This window comes from Aeromonas sp. 75A, assembly GCF_051919425.1.
GTDB lineage: Bacteria > Pseudomonadota > Gammaproteobacteria > Enterobacterales > Aeromonadaceae > Aeromonas > Aeromonas veronii.
This window is the reverse complement of record NZ_JBQBES010000002.1, coordinates 4,400,152-4,416,144: the sequence shown is the minus strand read 5'-3', so window position 1 is coordinate 4,416,144 and position 15,993 is coordinate 4,400,152. Positions and strand designations below refer to the sequence as shown.

The 15,993-nt window shown below is 56.7% G+C and carries 14 protein-coding genes; 10 read left to right on the top strand and 4 right to left on the bottom strand.

The features are described 5' to 3' along the window. Positions 1 to 68 precede the first annotated feature (68 nt). From ACTG2T_RS20520 to ACTG2T_RS20505, 4 genes are all read left to right on the top strand, one after another. The gene (locus ACTG2T_RS20520; protein ID WP_033136823.1) at positions 69 to 290 is read left to right on the top strand and encodes a DUF2835 domain-containing protein; all 222 of its coding nucleotides are present in this window, start codon (positions 69 to 71) and stop codon (positions 288 to 290) included. Between the two features lie 278 nt (positions 291 to 568). Further along, positions 569 to 5,407 (top strand): NAD-glutamate dehydrogenase, encoded by a 4,839-nt coding sequence (locus ACTG2T_RS20515; RefSeq protein WP_330124260.1) that lies wholly within the window; start codon positions 569 to 571, stop codon positions 5,405 to 5,407. Positions 5,408 to 5,484: 77 nt separating this feature from the next. Beyond that, positions 5,485 to 6,495, top strand: a complete 1,011-nt coding sequence (gene pyrD / locus ACTG2T_RS20510) for a quinone-dependent dihydroorotate dehydrogenase (RefSeq protein WP_005336601.1) — start codon at positions 5,485 to 5,487, stop codon at positions 6,493 to 6,495. 90 nt (positions 6,496 to 6,585) lie between these two features. Next, entirely contained in the window at positions 6,586 to 7,122 is a 537-nt protein-coding gene (locus ACTG2T_RS20505) for a cell division protein ZapC (RefSeq protein WP_005345444.1), read from the top strand. On the opposite strand, the gene ACTG2T_RS20500 is transcribed toward ACTG2T_RS20505, so the two are convergent. Continuing rightward, positions 7,110 to 7,253, bottom strand: a complete 144-nt coding sequence (locus ACTG2T_RS20500; protein WP_235655513.1) for a hypothetical protein — start codon at positions 7,251 to 7,253, stop codon at positions 7,110 to 7,112. The two genes, ACTG2T_RS20505 and ACTG2T_RS20500, sit on opposite strands and share 13 nt — an antisense overlap. A 251-nt stretch (positions 7,254 to 7,504) precedes the next feature. On the opposite strand from ACTG2T_RS20500, the gene ACTG2T_RS20495 reads away from it, so the two are divergent. From ACTG2T_RS20495 to rmf, 6 genes are all read left to right on the top strand, one after another. Beyond that, positions 7,505 to 7,768 carry a type B 50S ribosomal protein L31 gene (locus ACTG2T_RS20495; protein ID WP_005336598.1) on the top strand — a complete coding sequence of 88 codons (264 nt, stop codon included), beginning with the start codon at positions 7,505 to 7,507 and terminating at the stop codon, positions 7,766 to 7,768. Next, a complete protein-coding gene (gene ykgO / locus ACTG2T_RS20490) occupies positions 7,769 to 7,894 on the top strand; it encodes a type B 50S ribosomal protein L36 (protein WP_005336596.1) in 126 nt (41 codons plus the stop codon). Positions 7,895 to 8,035: 141 nt separating this feature from the next. Further along, a complete protein-coding gene (gene rlmKL / locus ACTG2T_RS20485) occupies positions 8,036 to 10,213 on the top strand; it encodes a bifunctional 23S rRNA (guanine(2069)-N(7))-methyltransferase RlmK/23S rRNA (guanine(2445)-N(2))-methyltransferase RlmL (protein ID WP_330124259.1) in 2,178 nt (725 codons plus the stop codon). Further along, positions 10,213 to 10,443 carry a glutaredoxin family protein gene (locus ACTG2T_RS20480; protein WP_182937440.1) on the top strand — a complete coding sequence of 77 codons (231 nt, stop codon included), beginning with the start codon at positions 10,213 to 10,215 and terminating at the stop codon, positions 10,441 to 10,443. Before rlmKL ends, ACTG2T_RS20480 begins: the two co-directional genes overlap by 1 nt. Before the next feature lie 73 nt (positions 10,444 to 10,516). Next, positions 10,517 to 12,430 carry an ATP-binding cassette ATPase Uup gene (gene uup, locus ACTG2T_RS20475; RefSeq protein ID WP_330124258.1) on the top strand — a complete coding sequence of 638 codons (1,914 nt, stop codon included), beginning with the start codon at positions 10,517 to 10,519 and terminating at the stop codon, positions 12,428 to 12,430. Between the two features lie 158 nt (positions 12,431 to 12,588). Next, a complete protein-coding gene (gene rmf, locus ACTG2T_RS20470; protein WP_005315693.1) occupies positions 12,589 to 12,768 on the top strand; it encodes a ribosome modulation factor in 180 nt (59 codons plus the stop codon). An 84-nt stretch (positions 12,769 to 12,852) separates the two neighbouring features. Here the strand turns inward: rmf and fabA are convergent, their stop codons facing one another. The 3 genes from fabA to ACTG2T_RS20455 all read right to left on the bottom strand — a co-directional run bounded on the left by fabA (position 12,853) and on the right by ACTG2T_RS20455 (position 15,923). Further along, entirely contained in the window at positions 12,853 to 13,413 is a 561-nt protein-coding gene (gene fabA, locus ACTG2T_RS20465; RefSeq protein ID WP_005336586.1) for a 3-hydroxyacyl-[acyl-carrier-protein] dehydratase FabA, read from the bottom strand. 77 nt (positions 13,414 to 13,490) lie between these two features. Then, positions 13,491 to 15,467, bottom strand: coding sequence for a Lon protease family protein (locus ACTG2T_RS20460; RefSeq protein WP_330124257.1), 1,977 nt, complete (start codon positions 15,465 to 15,467; stop codon positions 13,491 to 13,493). A gap of 165 nt (positions 15,468 to 15,632) precedes the next feature. Further along, complete coding sequence (locus tag ACTG2T_RS20455; protein ID WP_330124256.1) at positions 15,633 to 15,923, bottom strand: hypothetical protein; 291 nt, start codon at positions 15,921 to 15,923, stop codon at positions 15,633 to 15,635. Between the last annotated feature and the right edge of the window lie 70 nt (positions 15,924 to 15,993).

The following is a 15,993-nucleotide window of genomic DNA, read 5'->3' as shown; positions in this document are numbered from 1 at the left end:
GTCAATGGGGCAGGGGCGTGAATGCGCCTGCCCCTATTGTGTGATTTGTCGTGTGATCAGGAGCAAGTGTGAAGCAATTTACTTTTCGGCTCTCATTGAGCAGTGACGAGGTGATGCTGATGTATCAGGGCCATGCCAGACGGCTGGTGGTGCGCAGCGAACAGGGATTGACCCTGGAACTTGGCATAGAAAAAATACGCCCCTTTGTCGCCATCAATGGTGTGCATGGCTATTTTCGCCTCAAAACTCAGGACGATTACCGCTTTATCAGTCTCGAACGCATAAATTAACAAAAATCGAACAGATTACCGACTGTTTATCTGCTTTGCGTCACTATCTATCCGGTAAACTGGCACAAAGGTAGTGGGAATTTCTGTATTTTTGGTTATTTGCAAAATTTCTCACAGTTTAAGCCGTGATCTGTACCTTGTTTTTAACATCTCGTTAGCACCTTTCCTCGCCTTCCCTTATCCAAGCCATTACACTTCGCAACAACTCTGCACCAGCGGGTAACCAGGGTGGTTGCCTCTGCGTCGGTGGTTAATGTCGTCCGATAAGGAATATAAAAATGGCATTGAAAGACGCCCCTACCTCAGTTCTGCTCGAAAACGTTCTCAGCCTGATCCATCAAAAGTTGCCCAAAAACAGCGCCTCTCTGGTCGAGCGCTTCGTTGCCAAGTTCTACGGCAACATGGCGAGCTCCGATCTGCACGACCGCAATGACAGCGATCTCTACGGTGCGGCCCTGAGCCTGTGGAATGCCCTCAATCAGCGCAGCGGTACCGATCCCTACATCCGGGTCTACAATCCCGAACTGACCCGTCACGGCTGGCAATCGCCCCATACCATCGTCGAGGTGATCCTGCAGGACTCCCCCTTCCTGGTGGACTCCATCCGGATGGCGCTCAAGCGACTCAATATCACTGCCCACATGATGCTGCACCAACCGCTGCACCTCATTCGTGGTGCGGATGGCAAGATTGACGCCATTCTGGAGCTCGACAACACCGATGGGCAGACCTCGGTTGAAACGGCATTCCTTATCGAGATCGATCACCTCACCAGCGAGGAGCAGATGGCCGCTCTGGCTACCGAGCTCAACTCCGTGGCCGGTGAAGTGGCGCTGGCAGTCGGCGACTGGCAGCCCATGCTGGCCAAGCTCAATGAGATCATCGACGAACTGCCCAAGCGCAAGCACCCGGTTAGCAAGGAGGAGGTGGCCTCCTGCGTTGCTTTCCTTAAATGGGTGGCGGCCCACAACTTCACCCTGATGGGCTATCGCCGTTACGACGTCAAGGCAGTGGAGGGGGATCACGAGATCCTGCCGCAGGCGAGCTCCAGCCTTGGGCTGATGAAAAACTCCATCAAGGAGGTAGGTCAGCGCCTTGGCAACATGCCAGCCAGCGCCCGTCACGCCGCTCTGAGCTCTGACCTGCTGATCCTCACCAAATCCAACAGCAAGTCCCGGGTGCACCGTCCGGCTTATGTGGATTACATCGGCATCAAGCGCTTCGACGAGCATGGCAAGGTGATCGGGGAAGATCGCTTCATCGGCCTCTATGCATCTTCCATCTACAACACCAGCGCGACCCAGATCCCGCTCATCAGCCATCGTCTCGAGCGCATCATGGCCGCCTCCGGTCACGAGAAGGGCTCCCACGCCTACAAGGCGCTGCTCAATGTATTGGAAACCTATCCCCGTGACGAACTGATCCAGGCTCGTGAAGAGGAGCTGTTGGCCACCGGTCTTGGGGTGCTGGAGATGCAGGAGCGTGACATGCTGCGGCTATTCGTGCGCCGGGATGTCTATGGTCGTTTCTTCTCTTGCATGGTCTATGTCACCAAGGAGCGCTACAACACAGCGCTGCGTATCAAGACCCAGCAAATTTTGCAGAAATATTTTGGCAGCAATGAAGAGGTGGAGTTCAACGTCTACTTCACCGAAGGCGTGCTGGCGCGGACCCACTACATAGTGCGGGTCAACAACAACAACGTGGATGTGGATGTGAACGAAGTACAGAACAACCTGATTGAAGCGGCCCGCAGCTGGGACGACAGACTCGACTCCGTGCTGCTTTCCCATTATGGCGAGGCCCGTGGCAACGAGCTGCGCCGCCGTTTCAGCACTGCATTCCCTCGCGCTTACAAAGAAGATGTGCTGCCTGGCTCGGCCGTGGCCGATATCATGGCGCTCGATAACCTGAGCGAAGCCGAGCCGCTGGGCATGCTGTTCTACCGCGCGCAGGAGGAGGAGAATGACCGTCGGGTACGGCTCAAGCTGTTCCATCGCACCGAGCCCATTCACCTCTCCGATGTGCTGCCGATGCTGGAGAACATGGGGCTGCGGGTGATCGGCGAGACCCCGTATCAGGTACGCACTCCGGGCGGTGATCTGTTCTGGATCCTCGACTTCTCCATGCTGCTGCATGGCGAGCAGCCCTTTGATCTGGCCCAGAGTCAGCAGCGCTTCCAGCAGGCGTTTGCCGCCATCTGGAACAAGCAGCTGGAAGATGATGGCTTCAACCGGCTGGTATTGGGGGCGGGTCTCACCGGCCGTCAGGTCTCGGTGCTGCGCGCCTATGCCAAATACATGCGCCAGACCGGCGTCTCCTTCAGCCAGTCCTATATCGAAGAGACCCTGACCCGTTACCCTGATATCGCCCAACTGCTGTTTACCCTGTTCGAACAGCGCCTGGATCCTGCCAGCAAGCAGGATGCCAAAGCAGAAGCCAAGTTGCATGAGGAGCTTGCCACCAAGCTGGATCAGGTGGCCAACCTGGACGACGATCGCATCATTCGCCGCTATGTGGAGATGATCGACGCTACCCTGCGCACCAACTACTACCAGCTGGACAAGGCGGGCAACATCAAGCCCTACATCTCCTTCAAACTGGCTCCCTCCAGCATCACCGACATGCCGCTGCCACTGCCGAAATTCGAGATCTTCGTCTACTCGCCGCGGGTGGAAGGGGTGCATCTGCGCTGGGGCAAGGTCGCCCGTGGCGGCCTGCGCTGGTCCGATCGCAAAGAGGACTTCCGCACCGAAGTGCTGGGTCTGGTGAAAGCCCAGCAGGTGAAGAACACCGTCATCGTGCCGGTGGGGGCCAAGGGCGGTTTCTACTGCAAACAGATGCCGGTGGGGGCGCCCCGTGCCGTCATTCAGGAGGAGGGCAAGGCCTGTTATCGCCTGTTTATTCGTGGCCTGCTCGATGTGACCGACAACATCATCGGCGGCGAGGTGATCCCGCCGACATCCGTGGTGCGTCACGACGAGGATGACTACTACCTGGTGGTCGCCGCCGACAAGGGCACGGCGACCTTCTCCGACATCGCCAACGAAATAAGCCTCGAATACGGCCACTGGCTCGGCGATGCGTTCGCCTCCGGCGGCTCGGTCGGTTACGACCACAAGAAGATGGGTATCACCGCCCGCGGTGCCTGGGAGTCGGTCAAGCGCCACTTCCGTGAAATTGGCGTCAACTGCCAGACCACCGACTTCACTTGCGTGGGGATTGGGGACATGGCCGGCGACGTGTTCGGCAATGGCATGCTGCTCTCCGAGCACACCCGGCTGGTGGGCGCGTTCAACCACATGCACATCTTCGTTGACCCGACCCCGGATGCGGCAAAGAGCTTTGTCGAACGCCAGCGTCTGTTCGATCTGCCGGGTTCCAGCTGGGATGACTACAACCGCGAGCTGATATCACAAGGGGGTGGCATCTTCCTGCGCTCGGCCAAGTCCATCAAGCTCAGCCCCGAGATGCAGACCCTGCTCGGCACCGACAAGGCCAACATGGCGCCGAACGAGCTGATCAAGGCGCTGCTCTGCCTTAATGTCGACCTGCTGTGGAACGGCGGCATCGGCACCTATGTGAAGAGCGCTCGCGAGAGCGATGGGGAAGTGGGCGATCGCAGCAATGACGCATTGCGGGTCAATGGCCGCGATCTGCGGGCCCGTATCGTAGGAGAGGGGGGCAACCTTGGCTTTACCCAGCTCGGCCGGGTGGAGTACGCCAGTCAGGGCGGTCGCATCAATACCGATTTTACCGACAACGTGGGTGGGGTGGATTGCTCTGATAACGAGGTGAACATCAAGATCCTGCTGAACCAGTTGGTGGCGGCAGGGGAGCTGACCCTCAAGCAACGTAACCAGATGCTGTATGAGATGACCGACGACGTGGCGCAGATCGTGATCACCAACGCCTATCGCCAGTCCCAGTCCATCTCGGTCACCAGCTTCCGCGGCTCTGAACAACTGAAAGAGCAGCAGCGCTTTATTCAGGGACTGGAGCGGGAAGGCAAGCTGGACCGTGCGCTCGAGTTCCTGCCATCCGATGAGGAGCTTTCCGAGCGGATGGCGGCAGGGCAGGGACTGACCCGCCCCGAACTGGCGGTGCTGGTGGCTTACGGCAAGATGGTGCTGAAAGAGCAGCTCAACTGCCCGGAAGTGACCGACGAGCCCTTCCTCGCCAACATGCTGGTCACCAGCTTCCCGGCCAAAGTACAGCAGCAGTTTGGTGCCCAGCTGGCCGATCACCCGCTACGCGGCGAGATCATCGCTACCCGGGTGGCCAATATGTTGGTCAACGACATGGGGCTCAACTTCGCCAGCCGGATGAAGGACGAGACCGGTGCCTCGGTCGCCGAAGTGGCCTGCTGCTTTGCCATGGCCCGCGAAGTGTTTGGCATGAACCAGCTGTGGCGTGATATCGAAGGGTGCGACAATCTGGTGGATGCCCAGACTCAGCTCGAGCTGATGTTCTACAGCCGCCGGATCGTGCGCCGTGCCACCCGCTGGTTCCTGCGTGCCCGCAATCGCAGCTGGAGCATCAGCGAGAACATCGCCTTCTTCCGTCCGGCATTCGAAACCCTCGGTCAACACCTCTACGAGGTGATGGATGAGAGCGAAGTAGCCGAGCATCGTCAGGCTGTTGCAAAGTGGATGGAGAAACAGGTGCCGGAGGCCATTGCCCGTCAGGTCGCCCATATGAGCAGCCTCTTCTCCAGCCTGGATTTGGCGCAGATTGCCGCGGAGCACAAGACCGATATCCTGCGCGCCGCCAACGTTTACTATCGCCTCGGTGCCAAACTGGATCTGCACTGGTTCCTCGACCAGATCAACCATCAGCCGGTTGGCAACCACTGGCAGGCGATGGCGCGTGCATCCTTCCGCGAAGATCTGGACTGGCAGCAACGCAGTCTCACTTCTGTGGTACTGGAAGGGTGCAAAGATCAGGGAGAATGCGCTACCATATTGGCCGACTGGATTTCGGAGCATGAGCAACTCTTGTCCCGTTGGACCCATATGTTGGCCGACTTCAAGACCACCAGCACTCACGAGTTCGCCAAGTTCTCGGTGGCCTTGCGAGAGTTGAACCTGCTCCAGTTGAATTGTCGGGCACTTTAATTGCCAGATTAAGGCATGACACCGACATTACACCCAAAGCCCCGGCCAGTTGCCGGGGCTTTCTTTAAGGAGCAAAGATGTTGTACCCCATCGCCAGGCATTTCCTGTTCAAGCTCAATCCGGAACAGGCTCACGATCTCTCCATGAAATATTTGCCCCGCCTTCTCGGTACGCCACTCGATTGTTTCTTCCGCCAGAATTTGCCGAAACGCCCCGTCACTGTCATGGGGCTTTCTTTTGCCAATCCGGTGGGATTGGCGGCCGGTCTGGATAAAGATGGTGAGTGCATTGACGCGCTGGGCGCCATGGGATTTGGTTTTATCGAAGTCGGTACCGTCACCCCCAGACCCCAAAGCGGTAATGACAAGCCGCGCCTGTTCCGGGTTATTCCGGCAGAGGGGATCATCAACCGGATGGGATTCAACAACAAGGGGGTGGATCATCTGGTGGCCAAGGTAAAAGAGGCCAAATATCAGGGAGTCATCGGCATTAATATCGGCAAAAACAAAGACACTCCCATCGAACAGGGCAAGGATGATTACCTGATCTGCATGGACAAGGTTTATGATCATGCCGGTTATATTGCCGTCAATATCTCTTCCCCCAACACCCCGGGTTTGCGTTCACTGCAATATGGCGAGGCGCTGGATGAATTGCTGGCCGCCCTCAAGGTGCGTCAGCAAGAGCTGGCCGCTCAATATAAAAAGTATGTGCCGCTGGCGGTTAAAATTGCCCCGGATTTAAGCCTTGAAGAAATAGATCAGGTGGCCGCTTCGCTGGTGCGTAATGGCATTGATGGGGTTATCGCCACCAATACCACCCTCGAGCGCGAGATGATTTATGACATGCCCCACGCCGGTGAAGCGGGTGGCCTGAGCGGTCGTCCGCTGCAGCACAAGAGTACCGAGGTGATCCGTCATCTGGCCAAGGCGCTCAATGGTGCCCTGCCAATTATCGGTGTGGGTGGTATTGATAGTGCCATGGCCGCCCGTGAAAAATTGGCCGCCGGTGCCAGTCTGGTACAAATTTATAGCGGCTTTATTTATAAAGGGCCGGGGTTGGTCAAAGAGATTGTGACCAATATTTAAGAAATAGATGGCGGAGCCCTTTATTTGACGTTGCTGATTTCCTGCATATGGAATAAAGTCAACTGGTAATTATCAAGTAAGGGCTCCAACATGTTTATCCAACCGACCGATAGCTGGCAATGGCACTATGATGCCCAGAGTGACCGTCTGATGTTGGACCTGTCTGATAACATGTTATTTGCTACCGAGTATAAAGGGCGGCAATTGGTGCCCAGCTCGTTTGCGACCCAGCCTTTTTGTGTTGATGATGCCGCCCTCTATTATCAGTTGATGGATAAAGCAGCCGAACTTGAGTGGAGTATTCCACATCAGGTTCAGTTGGTGCTTAATGCCATCGCGGTCAGTCGTTTTTATAAACCCCTGATGCCGCAAAGCTGGTTTTTTAGTGAACAACATCCGCAAGTGATCCCGCAAAATGGTGATCTGGTCCTGATGAATACACCCCACGGCAACGGCGAATTTATGGTCATTGAGGCAGGGGATCAGGCTAGCGTCTGTTTGAACCTCACTGCCGATCTGGTATTGACCACTAGTAAAACCTTGCCGCGTTTCGGGGTGATCAAGGTGATGAATAACCGGATGAAGCCGCGTATTACCGTGACCGAGCAATATCGTCAGGTCAGTTGATATATTTTCATCAATCTTTTTATCTCTGTGATTACACCGCTGCCTGTTTTTACTGTTGTCACCTCCATAGTGCCTCGTTTCTGATACTTCATTGATCCGCGAACATCTTGCCCATTCTGATTGATCTTCATGGTTGTGATCCAGCCTCTCTCTTGAGGCTTGTTACATCCACTTGCACCCTGTGTTCTGACCCACGCTGTATCTTGGTCTTCCGTGCTGTAAGCATGGTGCCTCATTCTTGTTTCGTTCTACTTGCGTAGTGCCTCCACCTCGCTATCAACACATCACTCACTGCTGCGATTTTCTTCATACGACATTTCATGCTTGAAACGAGAGCCATTCTCACTTACATTTTGTTATAACATAACAAAATGGAGTTACTATGAAACCTCATATTCACCCGGATTATCGTTTGGTGCTGTTCCATGACACGGCAGCTGATGCCTTTTTCCTGGTCGGTTCAACCATCAAGAGCGATCGCCGCTATACGTGGCAAGACGGGAAGGAGTACCCCTATGTGTCGCTCGATGTTTCCAGCCAGTCGCACTCGTTTTATACCGGCAAGCAGAAGCAGGTATCGAGCGAGGGGAGTGTGGCCCGATTCAACAAGCGCTTTGGCGCATTTTCAAGCAAGAAGGAGTCCTGAATGCAGGTCGTCTGTTCACTCAAATCCGCACGGGCGCGTCATCCCGATTGTCAGTTGGTGCGTCGTCGGGGAAAATTGTTCGTGATTTGTAAAAGCAATCCCCGCTTCAAGGCTCGCATGAAGTGATTCGTGAATGATGTCTGGCCCCATGATCTCGCAATAGGGTAGTCATGGGGTCTCTTGCCTTTCTCTCTGTCTACCAATCTCTGTTTCCATCCTGCTGTTTGCGCCGACTTTTGCATGCCCCAGCCCGCCTGATGAGGTATAATGCGGCACTATTTTTATGGGTTCCCCGTGAGCGTGATGAAAGAATTTTTTGCAACCTGCCCCAAGGGGCTGGAAAACCTGTTGGCCGACGAGCTGACCAATCTGGGTGCAGAGCAGGTCCGTGAGACCGTGGCTGGCGTCCACTTCAAAGGCGAACTGGCGGTAGGCTACAAGGCCTGTCTCTGGAGCCGTCTGGCTTCCCGCATCGTACTGGTGCTCTCCGAATTCCAGATGAACGACGATCTGGATCTCTATCTGGGCGCGCATACCATCCCCTGGGAAGAGCACTTCTCCGGCACCGCCACCATTGCGGTGGACTTTACCGGTACCAACGCCTCCATTCGCAATACCCAATATGGCGCGTTGAAGATCAAGGATGCCATCGTCGATCGCTTTACCAAGCGCGGTCATGTGCGCCCGGACGTGGACAAGAAATCCCCGGATATTCGCATCATGGCGCATCTGGGCAAAGGCAAGGCCAATATCACGCTGGACTTGTCAGGCCCGGCGCTGCATCAGCGTTTCTATCGTCAGGGCACAGGTGAAGCACCGCTCAAAGAGAACCTGGCGGTCGCCATGATTGCCCGTAGCGGTTGGGCCGGTGAGCCCATGATGGACCCGATGTGCGGTTCCGGTACACTGCTGATTGAAGCGGCCTTTATCGCTGCCGACATGGCTCCGGCCCTGCGCCGTGAGCGCTTCGGTTTTGATCGTTGGCTGCAGCATGATAGTGAGCTGTGGCAAAGCCTGATGATGGAAGCACAAGTACGTGCCAAACGTGGCATGCAGCGCTGCGAGGTGAAACTGTTTGGTTGTGATGCCGATTCGCGCGTGCTGCTCAAAGCCCGTGACAACGCCAAAGCAGCGGGTGTCGCTCACCTCATCACCTTCAAGCAGGCCGATGTCACCAAGCTGGAAAATCCGCTGCCGATGCCAGCTGTGGAAGGGGATGCCCGTCAGGTCGGTATGCTGATCTCCAACCCGCCCTACGGCGAACGTCTCGGCGAATTTCCGGCCCTGCTGGAAGTGCATCAAGCCCTCGGCGATGCCCTGCGTCGCAGCTTCCAGGGGTGGAGAGTCTCCATTCTGTCCGCATCACCCGAGCTGCTCAGCTGTCTGCGCCTGCGCGCCGACAAGCAATATCGCCTGTTCAACGGTGCCCTTGAGTGTCAGCTGCGTAACTACCAGATCGCGCTCGATGCCGTCGCCTCGCAAAAAGAGGTGGCGCAGGACTTTGCCAACCGTCTGCGCAAGAATCTGAAAGCGCTCGAGAAGTGGGCCAAGAAAGAGAATCTCGACTGCTACCGTCTCTACGACGCCGATCTACCTGAGTACAACGCCGCCATCGACCGCTATCAGGACTATCTGGTGGTGCAGGAGTACGCGGCGCCCAAGGATATCCCCGCCCAGAAGACCCGTCAGCGTCTGCTTGACATGGTTCAGGCCGCCATCAAGGTGACCGGCATGGATGGCGAGAAGGTGATCCTGAAGGTGCGTGAGCGTCAGGAAGGCAAACAGCAGTATCAGAAGCTCTCCGAAGAGCAGCACCGGATGGAAGTGCAGGAGTACGGTGCCCGCCTGTGGGTCAACCTATACGACTATCTGGATACCGGCCTGTTCCTCGACCATCGTCAGACTCGCCGCATGCTGGGTCAGATGGCCAAGGGCAAGCGCTTCCTGAACCTGTTTGCCTACACCGGCAGTGCCACCGTGCACGCAGGTCTTGGCGGTGCCAGCGAGACCACCACAGTCGACATGTCCCACACCTACCTGAACTGGGCGCAGGACAACATGCGTCTCAACTCGCTGGTGGGCCGTCAGCACAAGTTTGTCCAGGCTGATTGCCTGAAGTGGTTGTCTGAAGCCGATGATAAGTACGACCTCATCTTCATCGATCCGCCCACCTTCTCCAACTCCAAGCGGATGGACGAGAGCTTCGACGTACAGCGCGATCACCTGCTGCTGATGCAGCACCTGAAGCGCCTGCTGGCGGCGGACGGCACCCTGGTCTTCTCCAACAACAAGCGTCACTTCAAGATGGATCTGGCCGGTCTCGAGGCTACTGGTCTCAAGGCCCAGAACATCACCCAGAAGACGCGACCGAAGGATTTCGAGCGCAACCAGCACATCCACAACTGCTGGATCATCACCCATGCGCCGGAGCAAGGCGAGGCGTGATGCTGACCCTGTTTCATACCGACGGTTGCCACCTGTGCGAGCAGGCCTGGGCGCTGGTGGAGGAGGCTGGTCTTGCCGCCGCCACCTGCCAGTGCGACATCATGGATGATGAGCAGTGGCTTGCCGCCTATCGGGTGCGCATTCCGGTGCTGCGTGACGAAGCAGGCCGCGAGCTCGGTTGGCCCTTCACACTGGCCGAGCTCAAAAGCTGGGCCGCCCGTCAGGGGTGAGAGTGATTTGACGATAAAACGGGGGCAGACCCAGTCTGCTGCCCGTTTTTTTCATATGAAATAAGGAACACACATGGCTCTTTTAACATTGCACGGCGCATGTCTGTCGTTCAGTGATTTCCCGCTGCTCGACAATGCCGAATTGACCATCGAGCGGGGCGAGCGCCTCTGTCTGGTTGGCCGCAACGGGGCGGGCAAGTCCACCCTGATGAAGGTCATTGCCAGCGAATTGCCGCTGGACGACGGGCGTCTGGTGCTGCAACAAGATTTGAAAGTGACCCGCCTTGAGCAGGATCCGCCTGCTTCCAGCGAGCTGACGGTGTTTGACTATGCCGCCGAAGGGCTGGCGGGGGTGGGGGAACTGCTCAAGCAGTACCACCACATCTCCATGGAGCTGGCGAGCGATCCGTCAGACGCCAACATTCGCAAGATGAGCGAGCTACAAGAGCAGCTCGACTATCAGAACGGTTGGCAGTTCGAGACCCGCATCAGTCAGGTGTTGACCCTGCTGGGGCTGGATCCCGATGTGACCCTCGATAGTCTCTCTGGCGGTTGGCTGCGCAAGGTGGCGCTGGCCCGTGCGCTGGCCTGCGATCCCGACTTGTTGCTGCTCGATGAGCCGACCAACCACCTGGATATCGAAGCCATCAACTGGCTGGAAGATTTCCTCAAGGATTTTCGCGGCGCCATCGTCTTTATTTCTCACGATCGGGAGTTCATCCACAAGCTGGCAACCCGGATCATCGATCTCGATCGCGGCGCCATCACCTCCTGGCCGGGTAACTACGACGAGTACCTGCAGGGGAAAGAGGAGTGGCTGCGGGTCGAAGAGCTGAAAAATGCCGAGTTCGACCGCAAACTGGCCCAGGAAGAGGTGTGGGTGCGTCAGGGTATCAAGGCTCGCCGTACCCGTAACGAAGGTCGGGTGCGCGCCCTTGAGGCAATGCGCATGGAGCGCTCCCAGCGCCGCGAGCTGCAGGGTAAGGCCAAACTGCAACTGGATGAGGTCAATCGCTCCGGCAAGCTGGTATTCGAGACCGAAGGGCTGGGGCTGGATTTTGGCGATCGCACCCTGTTCAAGGGGCTCGATCTGCAAGTGCTGCGCGGTGACAAGATTGCGCTGGTCGGTCCTAATGGCTGCGGCAAATCGACCCTGATCAAGCTGTTGCTGGGTCAGCTTGAGCCGACCCGTGGCACCGTCAAGGGGGGCACCAATCTGGAGGTGGCCTACTTCGATCAGTACCGCGAGCAGCTCGATCCCGAGCAGACCGTGGTGGACAACGTCGGGGAGGGCAAGCAGGAGGTGATGGTGCGCGGCCGCTCCCGACACATTCTTGGTTACCTGCAGGACTTCCTGTTCGAACCCAAGCGGGCCCGTACCCCGGTCAAGGCGCTCTCCGGTGGCGAGAAGAACCGGCTGCTGCTGGCCAAGCTGTTCCTCAAGCCCAGCAACCTGCTGATCCTCGATGAACCGACCAACGATCTGGATGTGGAAACCCTGGAGCTGCTGGAAGAGCTGCTTTCCGACTACCCCGGCACCCTGCTGCTGGTCAGTCACGATCGTCGCTTCATCGACAACACAGTGACCGGCTGCTGGCTGTTTGAAGGGGATGGCCGTATCAGCGATTACGTGGGCGGTTACGCCGACATGATGGCGACCCGCGAACAGCAGAATGCCCAGCAAGAGGCCAGGAGTGCACCGGTCAAGGGGCCCGAGCCGGTCGTAGCCACCGCGCCAGAAGCGCCGAAGAAGAGCAAAAAGCTCTCCTACAAGCTGCTGCTTGAACTGGAAGGGTTGCCCGCTCGTCTCGAACAGCTTGAAGCCGAGCTGGATTCGCTGCAGAGCGAGATCAACCAGCCCGGGTTCTTCTCGCTGCCGGCAGATAAAACCCAGCCGAAACTGGATGCGCTCAATGCCGCTGAAGCCGCGCTGGAACAGGCATTTGCTCGCTGGGAAGAGCTGGAAGGACTAAAAAATCAGGAGTAAGTTCCCTGTAATTAAAACTTAATCCAGTTCAGTGCCTTGTGTCACATAGCCCGGTTAGGGTGGAAGTTTTTGTTTGACCGAGTGCGCTCGCAGGAGTAAAGATGAAAGCGACCGATGCAGAATTGGTCGCTTTTTTTGTTCCACGAAGAGGGTCGTAGATGATGAAGAGACAGAAGCGGGACCGTCTGGAAAGAGCTCGTGCTCGTGGTTATCAGGCTGGCGTGGTCGGCAAACAGAAAGAAGCGTGTCCGTATCAATGCCTGGATGCCCGAGGGCATTGGCTTGGTGGTTGGCGTGACGCCATGGAAGGGCGGGGCTCAGGCCTCTTCATGAAGTAGCAGGTACTTCATCACTCATTACAAAAGGAAAGGGGCCGTTGTGGCCCCTTTGCGTTAATGCTGTTTTACCACCAATCAGAGAGATCAGAATGCGGTGGTATCTTTGAACAGGCCCACTTTCAGGTCGGTGGCGCTGTAGATCGGACGGCCGTCGACTTCGACCACACCATCAGCAATCCCCATCACCAGCTTGCGGTTGATGACGCGCTTGAAGGTGATCTTGTAGGTCACTTTCTTGGCAGTCGGCAAGATCTGGCCGGTGAATTTCACTTCACCCACGCCCAGAGCACGACCCTTGCCGGGGCCACCTTTCCAGCCAAGGAAGAAGCCAACCAGCTGCCACATGGCGTCCAGACCGAGACAGCCAGGCATCACAGGATCACCCGGGAAGTGGCAATCGAAGAACCAGAGATCCGGAGTAATGTCGAGCTCAGCCAGGATCTCGCCCTTGCCGTGTTCGCCGCCGTTGTCATTGATCTTGACGATGCGATCCATCATCAACATGTTGGGGGCAGGCAGCTGACTGTTACCCTCACCAAACAGTTCGCCACGGCTGCAAGCCAGCAGCTCTTCACGGGTAAAAGAGTTCTTGCCCTGTTCGCACAGGGAAAGGCGGGCTTCCATGGTGGTATTGTCTACGGTCACGCGGTATTTCCTTCAAATGGGTCAAAGCCGGGCCAATTTAGCTTACAGTTGTTCGCTAAACAACTCCGATCACTTCATCAGCGGCTAAACAGGCGCCCCAGCAGGGATTGCAGCAGTCCGACTTTGGCAGTGGAGCCGTTCAACTCGTCCAACCGCTCCTGAATACGGCCAAACAGGGTATCGGGCATATCAGGCTCACCGGCGACACAGCCAGTCAGCAACTCGATGGCCTCTTCCACATGATCCACCGGGTGGATGTGGAACTGGCCCGCTTCAACCGCCGCAATCACCTCGTCAGAGAGGTTCAGCTGCTGGATGTTGGTGCCCGGCAAAATGATCCCTTGCTTGCCGGTGATGCCGTGGATTTCGCACACCCGGAAGAAGCCTTCAATCTTCTCGTTCACGCCACCAACGGCCTGCACATTGCCAAACTGATCGACCGCACCGGTCACGGCGAAGTGCTGATAGATAGGCTGGCGGGCGAGGGCAGAGAGCAGGGCACACAAGCCGGTCAGGGAGGCGCTGTCGCCATCAATTTCGTGGTAAGACTGCTCGAACACCAGATTGGCCGACAGGGGGGAGGGGTTCTCTGCACCAAATTTGTTGGAGAGATAGCCGTGGATAATCATCATCGCCTTGGCGTGGATATGACCGGCCAGCTCCGCTTTGCGCTCGATATCCGCCACATCGCCATCACCAAGGTGTACGGTCGCGGTGAGGCGCACCGGCTCGCCGAAGTCATAAGGGTGACCGGAGACCTGAATGACAGACAGGCCGTTGATCTGGCCAATCTCTTCGCCATCGGTTTGCAGCAGGATCTGGCCGTCGATAACCCCCTGATCGGACTGCTCAACCAGATAGTTGAGGCGGTAATCCTGCTCTTCCAGTGCGCCGCGAATATGCTCGTCGGTGACCACATCAGATTCCAGCTCCCGGGCCAGACTGTCAGCCATCCGCATGATGGCGGAGAGTTGCACTTCGGAGAGCGACAACCACTCCTGATGGTCACAGAGGCGGCTGGCATGACGAGAAAGGGCGGCGAGGGCGGCTGGCGTGAAGTCCAGCAGGCTCCAGCGCTGGCGCAGCCAAGCCAGGTACTGCAGAAATTCCTGCAGACCCTCTTCAATATTTACCTCTGACACCAGATCCGCGCGCAGGAAGATGCGCTCGGACATATCCCGATCCAGCATCTGGAACTCGGCCACGTCCAGTCGGTCACCGACCAGGATCAGCTTGAGCTTGATGGGGGTCGCTTCAGGCGCGAAGAAGGGGGTCAGGGTTTTCCCTTCCTGATAGGCGTTCCAGTCCAGCTCGCCTTTTTGCATGGCATTTTTCAGCTTGAACCAGAGGTGTGGCTGATCCAGCAGCTCATCCAGTTGCAAAATGAGGTAACCGCCGTTGGCTTCGCGCAGCAAGCCGGGCTCCAAAAGGTGCTGGTTGGCATAGACAGAGCCTTGCTCGGTCTGGTAATTGATGGAGCCAAATAGGGTATCCCAGTTGAGATCACGGCCATAAATCACCGGCGCTTCCTGCGCTTCGTGGTGGATCAGCAGATTGATCAGAATGGGGTGCTGGAACTCCAGACCCAATGCCACGTGAGCCGCCAGATCGGAGAGGAAATCATCGATTTTCGGATCATTGTTCTGCTTGCGCATGATGCGGGTCACGATGCGTTCGGCATCGAGATGGTGGCTCAACAGCTTGAGCAGCTCGCCAACCATTTCGCAAAACTCGACGCCGGTGCCCGGTTGCAGGCGCAGCCAGATAGGTTTGTAGGGGTTGTTCAGATTCTCGGTGTAGCAGAGATCAAACAGGTCACCATCCTTGCCATTAGAGTCGGCAATCAGCGTCTGGCAAACGCCTTCGTAATCTGCGCCGGGGAATCCGTTGAGCAGCATGACCGGACAGTCACCATCAAAACTGGCAAGACGTTTGATGCCGGAAATGGCTCTGGGTTGCAGTGCAGCAAAGGGGATAGGTTCAAGCTCGCTAAGCTTGGGGAACTGTTCAATCGCAAAAGCGGGTTTTAATTGTTCTGATGTTAATTCAGCCACTTAAGACATCCGGTCGAAGATAGGATCAATTGTTGCCATTATACACAGTTCAATAAGTGGTGACAGGAAACAAGATATATAATTTAACATAATATACATTATACGCAGTGATGGGTTTGGGTTTTACAGACAAACACAAGATTGCTCACCGGGTTGGAGGCTCTGTTAGCCATGCTCAATCGGCGCGACCTCGCGGCGTGCTGCATGCAGAACATCAGACAGTTCCCCTGGACTGATCCGCCGCACCACATCCACAGGCCTAGCGCTGCCCAGCCAGCCATTGGCCGACAGGAACCAGATCGCCATCGCCACAGGACCGCGCTGCGTTTGCAGGACGCTGATGATCTGGTCCAGTTCTGGCGATGCCGGCAGGTTCAGCTCGGCCAGATTGAGGACGCAGCCTCGGGCCAGCAGCTCCTCACGGGTTGCGACCCGAAACGGTGATTTTTCTCCCATATTGCCTCCTCTGGTGTGGGTCTACTCTGTGAGACATGTTGAAGGTCAAAACAGAGGTTTTGAAGGTCAA

Bases quoted from the DNA above. Each gene is read 5' to 3' on its own strand.
- ACTG2T_RS20515 (WP_330124260.1), top strand. From the start codon at position 569: ATGGCATTGAAAGACGCCCCTACCTCAGTTCTGCTCGAAAACGTTCTC.
- pyrD (WP_005336601.1), top strand. From the start codon at position 5,485: ATGTTGTACCCCATCGCCAGGCATTTCCTGTTCAAGCTCAATCCGGAA.
- ACTG2T_RS20505 (WP_005345444.1), top strand. From the start codon at position 6,586: ATGTTTATCCAACCGACCGATAGCTGGCAATGGCACTATGATGCCCAG.
- ACTG2T_RS20500 (WP_235655513.1), bottom strand. From the start codon at position 7,253: ATGAAGATCAATCAGAATGGGCAAGATGTTCGCGGATCAATGAAGTAT.
- ACTG2T_RS20495 (WP_005336598.1), top strand. From the start codon at position 7,505: ATGAAACCTCATATTCACCCGGATTATCGTTTGGTGCTGTTCCATGAC.
- ykgO (WP_005336596.1), top strand. From the start codon at position 7,769: ATGCAGGTCGTCTGTTCACTCAAATCCGCACGGGCGCGTCATCCCGAT.
- rlmKL (WP_330124259.1), top strand. From the start codon at position 8,036: ATGCGGCACTATTTTTATGGGTTCCCCGTGAGCGTGATGAAAGAATTT.
- ACTG2T_RS20480 (WP_182937440.1), top strand. From the start codon at position 10,213: ATGCTGACCCTGTTTCATACCGACGGTTGCCACCTGTGCGAGCAGGCC.
- uup (WP_330124258.1), top strand. From the start codon at position 10,517: ATGGCTCTTTTAACATTGCACGGCGCATGTCTGTCGTTCAGTGATTTC.
- rmf (WP_005315693.1), top strand. From the start codon at position 12,589: ATGATGAAGAGACAGAAGCGGGACCGTCTGGAAAGAGCTCGTGCTCGT.
- ACTG2T_RS20455 (WP_330124256.1), bottom strand. From the start codon at position 15,923: ATGGGAGAAAAATCACCGTTTCGGGTCGCAACCCGTGAGGAGCTGCTG.